Origin of the sequence: Pseudomonas sp. SCT (assembly GCF_003864275.1) — a bacterium.
Lineage (GTDB): Bacteria > Pseudomonadota > Gammaproteobacteria > Pseudomonadales > Pseudomonadaceae > Stutzerimonas > Stutzerimonas stutzeri_AE.
In genome coordinates, this window is the sequence record NZ_BDJA01000016.1 from 1 (window position 1) to 13,906 (window position 13,906).

The 13,906-nt window shown below is 62.3% G+C and carries 14 protein-coding genes and 2 pseudogenes; 10 read left to right on the forward strand and 6 right to left on the reverse strand.

The genetic code is table 11. The features are described 5' to 3' along the window. Positions 1-353: 353 nt before the first annotated feature. On the reverse strand, positions 354-1,196 hold the full coding sequence (locus tag BHD08_RS22455) for an AraC family transcriptional regulator (RefSeq protein ID WP_033964134.1): 843 nt from the start codon (positions 1,194-1,196) through the stop codon (positions 354-356). 117 nt (positions 1,197-1,313) lie between these two features. On the opposite strand from BHD08_RS22455, the gene BHD08_RS22460 reads away from it, so the two are divergent. The 3 genes from BHD08_RS22460 (at position 1,314) to BHD08_RS22470 (ending at position 3,094) form a co-directional block, all read left to right on the forward strand. Further along, the gene (locus tag BHD08_RS22460) at positions 1,314-1,847 is read left to right on the forward strand and encodes a carboxymuconolactone decarboxylase family protein (protein WP_024542568.1); all 534 of its coding nucleotides are present in this window, start codon (positions 1,314-1,316) and stop codon (positions 1,845-1,847) included. Positions 1,848-1,873: 26 nt separating this feature from the next. Next, positions 1,874-2,422 (forward strand): cytochrome P460 family protein, encoded by a 549-nt coding sequence (locus BHD08_RS22465; protein WP_043743735.1) that lies wholly within the window; start codon positions 1,874-1,876, stop codon positions 2,420-2,422. 72 nt (positions 2,423-2,494) lie between these two features. After that, positions 2,495-3,094 (forward strand): uracil-DNA glycosylase family protein, encoded by a 600-nt coding sequence (locus BHD08_RS22470; protein WP_061340040.1) that lies wholly within the window; start codon positions 2,495-2,497, stop codon positions 3,092-3,094. A 183-nt stretch (positions 3,095-3,277) separates the two neighbouring features. On the opposite strand, the gene BHD08_RS22475 is transcribed toward BHD08_RS22470, so the two are convergent. Next, positions 3,278-4,162 (reverse strand): LysR family transcriptional regulator, encoded by an 885-nt coding sequence (locus BHD08_RS22475; RefSeq protein WP_125025157.1) that lies wholly within the window; start codon positions 4,160-4,162, stop codon positions 3,278-3,280. A 114-nt stretch (positions 4,163-4,276) separates the two neighbouring features. Here BHD08_RS22475 and argC point away from each other — a divergent pair, with 114 nt between their 5' ends. The 7 genes and pseudogenes from argC to BHD08_RS22510 all read left to right on the forward strand — a co-directional run bounded on the left by argC (position 4,277) and on the right by BHD08_RS22510 (position 9,276). Further along, positions 4,277-5,206 (forward strand): N-acetyl-gamma-glutamyl-phosphate reductase, encoded by a 930-nt coding sequence (gene argC, locus BHD08_RS22480; protein WP_003465021.1) that lies wholly within the window; start codon positions 4,277-4,279, stop codon positions 5,204-5,206. Between the two features lie 413 nt (positions 5,207-5,619). Next, positions 5,620-5,775 (forward strand): annotated as a pseudogene (locus BHD08_RS23305) (OmpA family protein); the annotation flags it as partial. Between the two features lie 414 nt (positions 5,776-6,189). Then, a complete protein-coding gene (locus BHD08_RS22490) occupies positions 6,190-6,816 on the forward strand; it encodes a DNA methyltransferase (protein ID WP_125025159.1) in 627 nt (208 codons plus the stop codon). Between the two features lie 24 nt (positions 6,817-6,840). Continuing rightward, positions 6,841-7,566: pseudogene (locus tag BHD08_RS22495) on the forward strand (IS30 family transposase); the annotation flags it as partial. A gap of 122 nt (positions 7,567-7,688) precedes the next feature. Next, positions 7,689-8,054, forward strand: a complete 366-nt coding sequence (gene merD / locus BHD08_RS22500) for a mercury resistance co-regulator MerD (protein ID WP_113935372.1) — start codon at positions 7,689-7,691, stop codon at positions 8,052-8,054. Further along, positions 8,051-8,287 (forward strand): broad-spectrum mercury transporter MerE, encoded by a 237-nt coding sequence (gene merE / locus BHD08_RS22505; RefSeq protein ID WP_113935373.1) that lies wholly within the window; start codon positions 8,051-8,053, stop codon positions 8,285-8,287. Before merD ends, merE begins: the two co-directional genes overlap by 4 nt. Beyond that, positions 8,284-9,276 (forward strand): DUF3330 domain-containing protein, encoded by a 993-nt coding sequence (locus BHD08_RS22510; RefSeq protein WP_113935374.1) that lies wholly within the window; start codon positions 8,284-8,286, stop codon positions 9,274-9,276. Before merE ends, BHD08_RS22510 begins: the two co-directional genes overlap by 4 nt. A 7-nt stretch (positions 9,277-9,283) precedes the next feature. On the opposite strand, the gene BHD08_RS22515 is transcribed toward BHD08_RS22510, so the two are convergent. From BHD08_RS22515 to BHD08_RS22530, 4 genes are read right to left on the reverse strand one after another with little or no spacing between them, the layout of a single operon-like run. Then, positions 9,284-9,898 (reverse strand): recombinase family protein, encoded by a 615-nt coding sequence (locus tag BHD08_RS22515; protein ID WP_015063516.1) that lies wholly within the window; start codon positions 9,896-9,898, stop codon positions 9,284-9,286. 60 nt (positions 9,899-9,958) lie between these two features. Further along, positions 9,959-11,176, reverse strand: coding sequence for a TniQ family protein (locus BHD08_RS22520; RefSeq protein ID WP_003830790.1), 1,218 nt, complete (start codon positions 11,174-11,176; stop codon positions 9,959-9,961). Then, positions 11,173-12,081 carry a TniB family NTP-binding protein gene (locus BHD08_RS22525; RefSeq protein WP_003830789.1) on the reverse strand — a complete coding sequence of 303 codons (909 nt, stop codon included), beginning with the start codon at positions 12,079-12,081 and terminating at the stop codon, positions 11,173-11,175. The genes BHD08_RS22520 and BHD08_RS22525 overlap by 4 nt, the downstream gene beginning before the upstream one ends. A 2-nt stretch (positions 12,082-12,083) precedes the next feature. Continuing rightward, positions 12,084-13,763, reverse strand: a complete 1,680-nt coding sequence (locus tag BHD08_RS22530) for a Mu transposase C-terminal domain-containing protein (protein ID WP_003830788.1) — start codon at positions 13,761-13,763, stop codon at positions 12,084-12,086. Between the last annotated feature and the right edge of the window lie 143 nt (positions 13,764-13,906).

Below are 13,906 nucleotides of genomic sequence, written 5' to 3' on the forward strand. Positions count from 1 at the left end.
TGTCGTTTTCAGAAGACGGCTGCACTGAACGTCAGAAGCCGACTGCACTATAGCAGCGGAGGGGTTGGATCCATCAGGCAACGACGGGCTGCTGCCGGCCAATAGCCGACAATGACGACACTGGAAATCCCCGCCTGTGAGCGTCGGCTCAGGGCGGGACAGCGTCATCCAGCTACCTGCGCCACTGACTCAGCCTTGTCCAGCCGGCCGCGCCGCACGAACAGACTGACCAGCCGTTGACGGATCGCCACTTGGAGTTCCGCCATTTGCTCCGGCGTGATGTGAATTTCACCCGCTCGACGAGCGCAACACCGACGCCGCCTACGCCAAGAACCGGCGAATCGACCTCAAACTCACGAACCGCTGAGCGCCGCGTCACCGCGCTGCTGCGCCAGCCAGTCGCGCGGGGCGCAGCCCATGCGCACGCGGAAGGCGCGCGCCAACGCGTTCGGGCTGCCGTAGCCGACGCGGTCGGCCACCACCGCCACCGGACGCCCCTGCTTGAGCAGGGTGCAACTGACGTTCATCCGCCAGTCGGCCAGATAGTCGCCCGGCGTGACGCCCACCGCGTCTTTGAACGCGGCGGCGAAGCGCGCGCGTGACATGCCCGCCTGCGCCGCCAGCGCCTCGAGCGACCACGCGGTCTGCGGCGCATCGTGCATGGCGGTTATGGCGCGCGCGAGTTTCGGGTCGGCCAGTCCCGCCAGCAGTCCGGTGGCTCCAAGCCGCCCGTCCATCAGATAACGCAGCAACTGGATCAGTAGCAACTCGCACAAGCGGTCGATGGCGGCCTGCCGACCGCACTGGTCGCGCTCGGCTTCGGCAAACAGCAGCTCTAGCGTCGGCCCGAGGCCGGGCAAGTCCGCCAGCGGAATCAGCAGCATCGACGGCAAGGCCATGGCCAACGGATTGCCCGTCGAAGCGCCCAGATCGACCTCCGCACACAACAGCTCAGCGGTATCGCCGGGGGCGGCGACAAAACGATGCGACGTCACGCGCGGATAAAACAGCAGGCTCGGCTCGGTAACCAGCAGATCTTCATGCACGGGCGAACGCGCCGTAATCGGGCCGCGCCGCACCAGATGGATATAGCCATGCGGCGCCGCGTAATGATGCTGCCCACAGAAGGCGCCGCTGTGAAAAACGCGCGCCGAAAGCGAGTAGTGCCGGAGCAAGCCGGCCAGTCGATCCGCCATTCCACTCTCCATATAAGACGATAGGTTACGTATTTGATACTTTACGTGCCATATCGTACCAAACAAAGGGCGATCATGCCCACTTGCTCTTGCACCTCACCCACTACGGAGATAGACATGACCCAAATCGCCCCCCTGACCATCGACACCGCTGACGCCGCTACCGCTGCCACACTCAAGGCCGTCAAAGCCAAGCTCGGCATGGTGCCGAACCTGCTCGCCACGCTGGCCCACGCGCCGGCAGCGCTCAACGGCTACCTCGGCCTGTCCGAAACGCTGGGCACCGGCCGCCTGAGTGCCACCCAGCGCGAGATCGTTGCGCTGGCTGCCGGTCAAGCCAATCGCTGCCAGTACTGCCTGAGCGCACACACCCTGATCGGCAAAGGTGCCGGACTGTCGGCAGAGGCCATCGCCGCGGCCCGCACCGGCCAGGCGGCCAACGCACTTGACGATGCAATTGCCGGCTTTGCCCGCGCGCTGGTCGAGCAACGCGGCGTGGTGTCGGCCGACGCCATGGCCAACTACCGCCGCGCGGGGCTCGACGACGGCCTGATACTAGAAGTGATCGCCAACATCGCGCTGAACACGCTCACCAACTACACCAACCACATCGCCGACACCACGGTGGATTTCCCCGTGGTCGCCGTCTGATCTCCATAGGCATATAGGAGAACACGATGAAAATCGCACTCACCGGCGCTCTGCTCGCCAGCGCCCTCGTCCTGCCACTGGCCGTCACGGCCGGCGACTTTTCGCCCTATGTGGACAGCCAGGGCGGCATCAGCCGCCCCACAGACTTCCGCACAAACTTCGTCCACCTGGGCTCATATGCGGTGTTGGACGAAAAATCCGCCTCTCGCGGCCTGCACGATGTGTACACCGAAAAGGCCTCGGCCGAGCACTACCGCAAGACCGGCAAGTTCCCGGACGGCGCCACGCTGGTGAAAGAGATCCGCAAGCTCGAAACCAGCGCCATGACCACCGGCGACCCTGTGGTCTGGGGTTCCGATGCGGCCGTGTGGTTCGTGATGGTCAAGGACGCCAAAGGCCGTTTCGCCAGCAACCCCTTGTGGGGCGACGGCTGGGGCTGGGCGCTGTTCAAGGCCGACGCCCCCGCCAAGAATGTCGCCGTCAGCTACGCAGCCGACTGCATGGGCTGCCATGTGCCGGCGGCCAAGACCGACCGCGTATTCATCCAGGGCTATCCGACACTGACCCAGCACTGACTTGCTGCCGGGTTACGCTTCGCGCAGGATGGCACCTCCGTCCTGCGCGAGCACCCTTTCCGGAAGCGCGCCATGCCGACACTCGACGCCTTTCTGACCGACGTCCGCGCCTGCACGCGCTGCGCACCGCATCTGCCACACGGCGTGCAGCCGGTCTTCCAGTTTCACCCGAGTGCGTCCATCCTCATCGCCGGCCAAGCACCGGGGGCTCGGGTCCATGCCTCAGGCGTGCCCTTCGACGACGCCAGCGGCGCGCGTCTGCGCGCCTGGCTGGGCGTGGACCGCGACACCTTCTACGACCCTACCCGCATCGCCATTCTGCCCATGGGCTTCTGTTATCCGGGCACCGGTAAAAGCGGTGACCTGCCGCCACGCCCGGAGTGCGCCCCCGCCTGGCGCGAAGCCTTCATGCAGCGCTTCGAGCGCCTGTCGCTGATCATCGTGCTGGGCAGCTACGCCATGGACTACCACCTCGGCACTGGCAAGACGCCGCTCACCCGGGTGGTCGAAGCCTGGCGCGAGCACTGGCCGCAAGCGTTCCCCCTGCCTCACCCTAGCCCGCGCAACAATCGCTGGCTGGTGCGCAACCTCTGGTTCCAACAAGACGTGCTGCCCGTGCTGCAAGCACGCGTCCAGGCAGTCCTCACCGCCAACCCCAAGGAAACCCCATGACCGACGACACCGCCGCCATTACCGAGCTGCTGCACAAGTACTACGATGCCCTGGCCTGGGCGAACGGAGACAGGCTCCGGCTTTGGAGCGATGAACGACGGCTTCAGGTGCGGTAGCTGACGCCTGGGACCTCAATCACCGTATGACCGGGTCGAAAGCGGTCCTTTCTCTGACAACATCGCCCTAGCCCGCACTCAACCCCCACAACACATCCAGCACATGTTGCGTAGGCCGCTCGACGTCCCCACCACGGTGGGCAATACCAAGTTGACGCCACAATAAGGGCTGTAATGGCCGCATGACGATCCTGGTATCGGGCAATGGCGTGGAGGCTTCATGCGGCAACAACGTCGCACCATAACCGGCCGCCACTAGGCTTTTGATCGCATCGTTGTAGTTCAGTTGAATACGCGGCGTGGGCTGCCGTCCATCACTGGCGAACCACTCCGAGGTCAAGCGCGAAAGCCGAGTAGTGTTGTCATTCAGAATTAATGGCTGAGCGGCCAGCCAACCGGGGGTAACAACATCCGGGCATTCCCAGCGAGCCGGCAAGAAGGCCATGACCGGGTCCCGCCGCCATGGCTCGATCCGCAACTCCTTCACCGGGGTCTGTGGCAGCGCGACCAGACCGATCTCCAAAGAGCCCTCGGCAAGTTTCTTCAAAGTTTCCTGCGACGTGAGCACCGCGACCTGCACATCGATAGCGGGATGGCGTTGGCCCAACGTCTCCAAAGCTTGCGGCATCAACTGTGCGATGGCCCCTGTGGAGGCACCCAGCCGCACACGCCCGGCCAAGCCCTGCACCTGACGCTCCACGTCCTCAAGCGCCTGCTCCGCATCCGCCAACAGGCGCCGCGCGCGCTCCACCAGCGTTTCTCCAATCGCCGAAGGCTGAATGCGCCCACGTGTGCGCGACAACAGCTTTCCGCCAACCCGCGACTCCAGGTCGGCAATATGCAAACTGACCGTGGGTGGCGCGAGGTGCAGCACACGGGCCGCCTCGGCAAACGAACCCAGGTCGGCAATGGCCACCAACGTGCGCAGACGGTCCAGGCTGATTTCGCGCATGAGTCACTCCTTGTTCAGAAAAGCTGAATTTCATCGTTTAGAAATTCAACTTTTCCTATCTTAGCCCCTCACTGAAGATTGGAACTCCTGATTTCCTATGTCCGAGAGCATTCCATGGCAAGTCCTCTTATATTCATCGACGGCGACCAAGGCACCACCGGGTTGCAAATCCATCAACGTCTACGCGACCGGACCGATCTGCGGCTTATCACGCTCAGCCCCGAACATCGCAAGGATCCGCAACGTCGCGCCGAAATCATCAACGCCTGCGACATCGCGATTCTCTGCTTGCCCGACCAAGCCGCACGCGACGCTGTAGCGAGCATCGAAAACCCCGCCGTTCGGGTGATCGATGCGAGTTCGGCGCACCGCACCCATCCAGACTGGACCTATGGTTTCGCGGAGATGAACTCGCAGCAGGCCCAACGCATCGCCACGGCACGGCGGGTCAGCAATCCCGGTTGCTATCCCACGGGGGCGATAGGGCTGCTGCGCCCATTGCTGGAGGCCGGGTTGCTGCCCAGGGACTATCCGACGAACATTCATGCTGTGTCGGGCTATTCCGGAAAAGGGCGCGTTGGCGTGCAAGAGCATGAGGGAGAGGGCGCATCACAGGCGCCCGCGTTTCAGGTTTATGGTCTGGGGCTGGCACACAAACATATTCCGGAGATTCAGCAGCAAAGCGGTCTGATGGAGCGGCCGATGTTTGTGCCGGCTTATGGGGCTTTTCGGCAGGGGATCGTGCTGACCATACCGTTGCAACTTCGCTTGTTGGCGCCGGGCGTGGATGCGGTGCGGTTGCATGCGTGTCTTATGCAGCACTACGTCGATGCGGACCATGTACAGGTGATGTCGATGCAGGAGGCCAAAGGGTTGACGTGCCTTGATCCTCAGGCGCTTAACGGGACTGATAGTTTGCGATTGGTGGTGTGTGAAAATGATGAGACGGGGCAGGTTTTGTTGGCTGCGGTGTTTGACAATCTTGGGAAGGGAGCCGCTGGAGCGGCGGTGCAGAATCTGGATTTGATGGTTGCAGGAACATGACTCCGACTACCCACTGGCTCTAGAGTCTATGGCTCGAATTTTCGAGCGGTTGTTTCCTCTCTGTTTATGGCCTGGCATCGACGGCATTAAACGAGTCGAAAACAGAATCTACGCGTGTCAGCAGTTTGCAATCCAGTCAGGCTTTGAAGTTAAACGGTCGTCCACGACAGGCAGCAATCGGCCAACAGCGGCCGTTTTAGAGTAGGGAAAATAAATCCCCTTTTCTGCTGTCTACGCTTCGCAGCGCCGGTTACCCGGTCACCACGCAAGACTCGCTTCCGGTCGGTGGCTAACCTTTACCGGGCGGGGGTCATACCCGCTGGGTTTCTTACGCCATTTCGTGACGGCTTGCGCCGTCATTCCCAGGCGACCAAGCTTTGCCTGGCGCACATAAATCAGTCCCCTTTTTCTCTTTGCGCAGCAATGGCGTCGATCCTTCGCGCCTGCAAACCTTTGGTGCAGGCTCCAGCTCGCCCATTGCCCCCAACGACACCGCCGAGGGTCGCGCCCAAAATCGCCGCGTTGAAATCAAACTGGTGCCCCGTAGCGGCGCTGTAGCTCAAGGGTAATGGTGCCTTGGTGCTCTTTTCGTCGGATGCCCAGCTATCTTTTAATGGGTTACGGGCGATTTGCAGTGGGCTCCAAAACCTGGCCTCAGGAGGTGCAAGCTCCCGTGGCACCGGCTTTGGACTGGGCAGACCAATACGCCGGCCCATAAGCCCATAAGGATCCCGGCCTCGGCCGGGTTCTTTATGCCCGCTTCGCGGGCTTGAGCCCAGAAGGGAGCGGCGTGCGCCGGATTCGCATCTGCCAGCCAGTACGCAGCCCGTTTGGAACTCAGTTGATCCGTCTTTTTCAACGGTTTAACAGCCAAATCAATACGTTCACAAGTACACTCGCCACCCTAGGGATGGTGAAGCATCCACGAGCGGTACTAGAATTTTCAGCTTTTCGGTGCCGCCGCACGAATTCAAGGGGCAAGCATGGATTACGAACAACTGCCGAGGGCCGCCTTGGTCCGTATGCTGCAGGAGCATGATGCGGCGCTTGCCGATGCTGGCAAGAATGGCATCGTTATGAGTTACACCGGGCGGGCTGCTCCCTGGCAGATCATCCGCCAGGTCAAGCCGAAGCTGCATCGTATTATCAAGAAAGTATCCTTTGGAGAGGAAACCGCCCAGTCAGAGAATGAGATCTGGAACGGTGAAAACCTTTCTGCGATGGTCACGCTCTATAAATATCGTGGTCAAGTTGATCTTGTAGTAACAGACCCGCCGTACAACACCGGCGAGGACTTCCGCTATAACGACAAGTGGGACAAGGATCCAAACGATCCAGATCTCGGCGATGTAGTTCCTAAAGATGATGGGTCCAAGCACAGCAAATGGTTGCGCTTCATGACACCCAGAATCTGGATGATGCGTGAGATGCTAACCCCAGGCGGGGTTATGGCTATCTGTATTGATCATAGGGAACTATTTAGACTTGGCATGCTCATGGACGAAATCTTCGGCGAAGAGAATCGCATTGGCATAATCAATTGGCAGAAAAGCTATTCACCTCGCAGTGATAATAAGGGGGCGGCGGCGAAAACTGAGTGCAACACCTGACCTTTCCGGTACGGTGCTGTCCCTATGTCTTATTCCGAACTCAGCGTTGAAGAGCGCGCCACCATTCAAATCGGTCATGCCCAAGGTTTCAGCCTGCGCGGGATTGCCTGCTTGATCAACCGATCCCCTTCGACCATCAGCCGGGAGCTGCGCCGCAATCGAGATGCCTGTGGCGGCTACTCGGCCCGCGTGGCCCAGCAGCAGATGCAGGCCCGCCGTCAGGTGTGTCGACCGAAGCAAAAGCTGTTGCCGGGTAGCGAGCGCTTCGAATTGGTGGCGCATATGCTGCGTGAGCGTTTGTCTCCCGAGCAGATTGCCGGCAAGCTGCGCAGCATGAATATTCCCAGCCTCAGAGATGCCTACGTCTGTCGCGAGACGATCTATAACGCGATCTATGCCTTGCCAGTCGGCGAGCTGCGTAAAGAGCTGATCATCTGCCTGCGCCAAAGCAAGACGATGCGCAGGCCGCGCTCTGGCGGCGTGGATCGGCGCGGTCAGATCCCTGAGAGGGTCAGTATTCATGTACGTCCGCCGGAGATCGAAGACCGACTGATGCCAGGGCATTGGGAAGGCGACCTGATCAAGGGCAAGGCCAACGCCTCGTCTGTAGGTACGCTGGTGGAGCGCACCAGTGGCTACCTGATGCTGGTGAAGATGAACGACGCGACGGCGACCTCGGCGATGGAAGGCTTCAGTGCAGCGCTCAATGGCATGCCGCTGGCGATGCGCAAGAGCATGACGGTGCAGGAGCTGGCCGACCAGTTGTTCCCCTACCTGACGATGGTCGAAGGACTGAAGCTCGCGGCGCAGACCTTCAACAAGGACGTGAAGCAGCTTTCCTGCTGCGCTGGGTGAGGAAAAGGAGGTGTTCTATGAACGCCTACACGGTGTCCCGGCTGGCCCTTGATGCCGGGGTGAGCGTGCATATCGTGCGCGACTACCTGCTGCGCGGACTGCTGCGGCCGGTGGCGTGCACCCCAGGCGGCTACGGCCTGTTCGACGAGGCGGCCTTGCAACGGCTGTGCTTCGTGCGGGCGGCCTTCGAAGCGGGCATCGGCCTCGATGCGCTGGCGCGGTTGTGCCGGGCACTCGATACGGCGGACAGCGACCAGGCCGCAGCGCAGCTTGCCGTGCTGCGCCAGTTCGTCGAACGCCGACGCGAAGCGTTGGCCGATCTGGAAGTGCAGTTGGCCACCCTGCCGACCGAGCCGGCACAGCACGCGGAGAGTCTGCTATGAACAGTCCCGAGCGTTTGCCGACCGAAACACCCAAGCCGTTCACCGGCTATCTGTGGGGCGCGTTGGCCGTGCTCACCTGTCCCTGTCATTTGCCGATTCTCGCCGTTGTGCTGGCCGGAACGACAGCCGGCGCATTCATCGGGGAACATTGGGGTATTGCAGCCCTCACGCTGACCGGCTTATTCATTCTGTCCGTGACGCGGCTACTGCGCGCCTTCCGGGGCGGATCATGATGACTTCGCACCCCGCCGGATGGACGGCGACTGAGTTGGCGCAGGCGGCGGCGAGCCGGCAGCTTGAGCTGTATTACCAGCCGCTGGTCGATCTGCGTAATAACCGGATCGTCGGCGCGGAAGCGCTGCTGCGCTGGCGGCATCCGAGCTTGGGACTGCTGCCACCAGGTCAGTTCATACCGCTGGCCGAGTCGTCCGGCCTGATGCCGGCAATTGGCACGTGGGTGCTGTGCGAAGCCTGCCGACAGATGCGCAAGTGGCAAGCATTGGCGTGGCAGCCGTTCCGGCTCGCCGTCAATGTGTCCGCGAGTCAGGTCGGGCCGATGTTCGATGCCGAGATTCAGCGGGTGCTGACCGATGCGGACTTACCCGCCGAATGTCTGGAGATCGAGTTGACTGAATCGGTCGCCTTCGGCAATCCGGCCCTGTTCGCCACCTTCGACGCCTTGCGTGCCCTCGGCGTGCATTTCGCGGCCGACGACTTCGGCACGGGCTATTCCTGCCTGCAACATCTGAAGTGCTGCCCGATCACCACGCTGAAGATCGACCAATCGTTCGTTGCCAGGCTGCCGGACGATACCCGCGACCAATGCATCGTGCGGGCGGTGATCCAGCTCGCGCATGGGCTGGGCATGGAGGTAGTGGCCGAAGGCGTGGAAACACCCGACAGCCTGGCGTGGTTGCGGCAGGCCGGCTGCGACACGGTGCAGGGCTTTCTGTTCGCGAAGCCGATGCCGGCGGCGACCTTCGCCAGCTTCGTCAACCAATGGAGAAACACCACCATGAACGTCAACGAACCGAGCACCGCTTGCTGCGTGTGTTGCAAGGAAATCCCGCTCGATGCCGCCTTCACCCCGGAAGGCGCGGAGTACGTCGAGCACTTCTGCGGGCTGGAGTGCTACCAGCGCTTCCAGGCACGCGCCATTACTGCGACCGAAACCAGCGCCAAGCCGAGCGCTTGCGATTCGCCGCCGTCAGGCGGAGGCTGACTACTTGTCAGGTACGGTTGAGTAGTTTCGTCCCATCTGGGCGCAACTCGCCTTTTGGGGAAATGTGTCGGTACAGGGTCTGTCGCGTGATGCCGAGTTCCTGGCACAGGTCGCCGACCTTGGTTTCGGGCTGGCACATTGCCGCCATCGCCAGGCGCAGCTTGGCGGCCGTCATCTTGAACGGCCGGCCACCTTTCCGACCGCGCGCCCGTGCCGAGGCCAGGCCCGCCACGGTGCGCTCGGCGATCAGTTCGCGCTCGAACTCGGCCAGCGCGGCAAAGATGCCGAAGACCAGCTTGCCGGCGGCCGTCGTGGTGTCGATGGCCGCACCGTGGCCGGTCAGCACCTTCAGTCCGACACCACGGCCGGTCAGGTCGTGGACGGTATTGATCAGGTGGCGCAGGTCACGCCCGAGCCGGTCCAGTTTCCACACCACCAGCGTATCCCCCTCGCGCAGCGCCTTTAGGCAGCTCGCCAAGCCAGGGCGGTCTTCGCGCTTGCCAGACGCCTGATCCTCGTAAAGTTGGGTGGGATCGACGCCAGAAGTGACTAGCGCATCGCGCTGCAAGTCGGTGGCCTGTGAGCCGTCTGCCTTCGATACCCGCATGTAGCCAATCAGCATCTTGCACCTGTCACATATACGTTCGATTATGTGACAGTGTGAACCGGAAAGTTCTGGTCGTCAAAATTTGTCACTTAACCCGTCATTCTGTCTAAGACATGCAAAGGGCTCATCAGGCTCGTAATGTGACAAAAATTCCGTGGGGATGCCTTCCTTCGCGAAGGTAGCGCGCAACTGTTCCAGGGAAGCGGGGTCGCGCCGACCATAGGAAGCCAACGCGAACAGCGAGCGTGCCGTCTCGGGGTCGTGCCGCGCTTCAATGATGGCGTCATCAATGGCCTTGACCGCACGCTGCCAGTGATCGACGGGTTCGGGCTTCAGCGCTTTCGCCGGCAGGCCACTGGTGAACCCGGTTTGGGGCTCGGACCAGAACAGCTTTGCATGCTCGCCTGGCGGGCTAATATCCCTCACCTCAATCAAGCTGATTGCCGTTGCCGCCGCCTCCAGCATCTGCAATCGTACTGCCGGGTTCAGGGTTTCATACGGTCGCCACAGACTTTGCCCAGCACGCAGCGGATGCCCGCAGCCTTCCCATACTTGGCGGAGATACCCCGCGCAGGTTCCGCACGTCGAAAGCGGGGTGTTCAGCTCATCGAGCAGCGTGCGTATTAGCCGAAACCACAATCCAGCGTGGATGCGTCGGCGCGGCAGCTCCACATGGCCGGTCGTCAGTGCCTGCCAGGTACGCCGGTCCATCACTGCAATCGCGTCGCTGGCGGTGCGCGGCGCAGTGTCGGCGTTATCCCAGCCGAGAAACCGCCCAGGCACGCCCCAATAGGATTCCAGCCAGCAACCATGCAGCGGGCAGCTCAGCATCAGGGGCAGCTTCCATGCAAGCAGTACGGCTTGGTTTGCCGGGTCGTTCAGACAGAGCGGACAGGCGCGATGTATCGGCTGGCTGGGCAGCCAGGCACGCCAGTTCGTGATGGATCGCGTCCTACGGCGGAGTTTCGGCAGCAGCACCGAGAGCTGGAACGCATAGGTTTCCAATGCGTCTGGAATCTGATCATCAAGGCTATCCAGTAGCCAAGGCACCCAGCCGGCGAAACTCATGCAACGCAGCCGGTCCAGCTCGATGCCGCTCCGCTGGAAGAGCATCATCAGCAGCGACAGTGGTGGCGCGGTATCCAGGTCATCAACCTGGCCGTGACCAAGATCGTGCTCCAGCAGGTCGGACACCTCCATGTGATAGCAAAGGGCCACGCGGTTGAGCCATGAAGACAAGGCTTCGCCTTCCTTGGGAGCCGGATGCAGCGGCCAGCGTGGCGCTGGCTTCACATCAGTTCCCGCTCGAATTGCCGACGCCGCTCGCTTGGGCCGGTGTAATCGGCCATGCTGAGCGTGCGGTGGTTGATCGCTTCCTCGCCGCTCTCCACGGCGACGAGGGCCGCCGCCATCAGCAAGTGCGCCAGTTCGCCGATGGTGCCCTCGCTGCGTGTGAGCAGGTAGCGGGCCATGTCCAGCGTGGCAATCGACGAGGGTCGCCGCAATGGAAGCGAAGCGGCGAAGCTGGCCAGCAGTGAGCAGCAATCGTCGTTGGCCTCCCACACCGGCAGCATCATGGGCTCGAAGCGGTTTTCCAATTGGTCATCCGAGCGGATGGCCAGGTAGGCGTCGCGCGTGCCGACCCCGACCAATGGGATGCGCAGCTCATTGCCGAGGAAGCGCAGCAGGTTGAGAAATTCCCGCCGGTTGACGCTGTTGCCGGCCAAGACGTTGTGCAGCTCGTCGATCACCAGCATGCGCACGCCGACCTTGCGCAGCAGTGCCAGCGCCAGTTGCTCCATTTCCGGCAGCCGTGGGCGCGGGCGCAATGGTGCCCCCATCGCGGCAAGTAGCGCGACGTAGAAGCGGATCACCGACGGTTCGGACGGCATCTGCACGACCAGCACCGGCATGTGTTCCTGGTCCGCGTCGGAGCTGGCCGGATGCGTGCGCCGGAATTTCTCGATGATCATCGACTTGCCGTTGTTGGTCGGGCCAACCAGCAGCAGGTTGGGCATGCGTTGCTTGTTTGGCCACGCATACAGGGTTTCCAGCCGGTTCAGCGCCTCGACCGCGCGCGGGTAGCCGATCCAGCGGTCGGCGCGAAGGCGCTGGATGCGCTCGTCCGCCGGCAGCCGAGCCAGCCCCTGTGCAGCTGGCAGCAGGTGTGACAAGTCGATGATGGGATATTCGTCCACGGCTACCACTCCTCGATCTGGTCGAACGGTTTGGCCGGAGGCAGGTTGTCTGCCTGCGGATCAGCAACGTCCGTTTTCGGCGGAATCGGCTTGTCCGGCGGAGGCGATGCCTTGAGGTGCTGGCGTCGATCCGCGTCGCGCCGCGCCTTGCGCGTGGCCTTCTGTGCGGTGGTCACGATCTCGCGCATCTGCCCGATCATGCGGAACAGCGCCGACTCATCCACCTGTTCGCGTCCCTGCTGCCGCAATTTCGTCAGCGCCTGCCGTTGTTCCCAGAGGGTGACAGCCGGGTGCGACAAGGTACGGTAGGGGATTTCCAGGTAATGCTGCCCCTCCGGTTCCAGCACCCAGATACGGCTGATGTCACGCGGGTCGCGCCGGATCAGGAAAGCGGGCAAGCGGTCGCGTCGTGCGATCCACGGTTTGAGCGCATCGGCGTAGTAGTGAATGTGGTCGATGACAAAGCCGGTGCGAGTCAGAGTACGGCGAATGATGGGCAGGAAATCGACCAAAAAAGCCAAGGCGCGGGTGACGACAGCCGGTACACCGACACGCGCCACGGCTTCTGACCAGCGCGCCGCCGGCGGCTGAAGCAGGCCGTTGTGCACAGAGCCGTGATAGGTGCCCACCGCCAACGTGAGCCAGCGCTCCAGCTCACGCAATGTCAGGGCGGCCTTGTTTTCGGAATCGTAGTCCCCGCGCTGGTCAGGGTTGGAGAAGGTCGTCCCTGGCAATTCATCGTGGATCATCTGCATCGCCGTACCGATGATCCGTTCCACGATGCCGCCGTAGTGCGGCTGCCCTGGCGGACGATAGTCCAACCGGATGCCGTGCTGCTCGCAGCCACGGCGCAGCGCCTCGCTCTTGAACTCGGCCGCGTTGTCCAAGTAGAGCAGCCTGGGCTTGCCGCTCATCGGCCAATCCATTTCTATATTCAGACCCTCCAGCCAGGGACGCTTGTCGCAGGCGACATGCACAAGGCACAGGCCGACCGAAACAGATGACGGCGCTTCCAGCGTGACGACCATGCCGAGCACGCAGCGGGTAAACACGTCGATGGCGATGGTCAGATACGGACGGCCAATCGGTTGCCGGTCGCGCTCGTCCACCACGATCAGGTCGATGACCGTGTGATCAATCTGCACTTGTTCCAGTGGCGCGGTCACGGCGGGAGGCTCACCACCGACACCTTGCAGGCTGCGGGACGCATCCTGACCTTCCCGGCGGCGAGTGGCCTTGAGCGGGTCGAGGCCGGCGATCCGCAGGGCCAAAGTGTTGCGCGCCGGCACCCGTAGCTTTTGCGCTTTGCAAGCCTGCGCGACCTCGCGGTGGAACGCCGCCAGGCTACGCTTCTGCTTGGTCAGGAAGCGCTTTTGCAGCAACTCGCGGATGATGCGCTCAACTGATTCCGGCAAGCGTCCCTTGCCTTTTCCGCCGCCGGACTGGCCGGGAACCAGGTCCGTCACAAACCCAGCACCTTGCCGGGCACGCCGGATCAGGACATACACCTGCCGCCTGGATAGGCCCAGCGCTTGAGCAGCGGCATCGGCGGCTTCATGCCCAACCACTTCAAGCGCTGCCAGCGGCCCGATGATTTCGGTCCGGTGCCGGGCCTGTGCCCATGCCGCATCGGGCAGGGTGGCCACGCCCTGCTCGGCAATTGGTAATGTGTCTGACGCCATGCTCACACCTCGCTTTGGTGCACACGAGTATTGAGCATAGTCGAGATTGGTGCAGATGACTTCTGATATTGCGTGGTCAGGAGCCGACTGCACACCTGGCGTTACGCCCCGTCAATTGGTGCAGTCGTCTTCTGAAAATGACA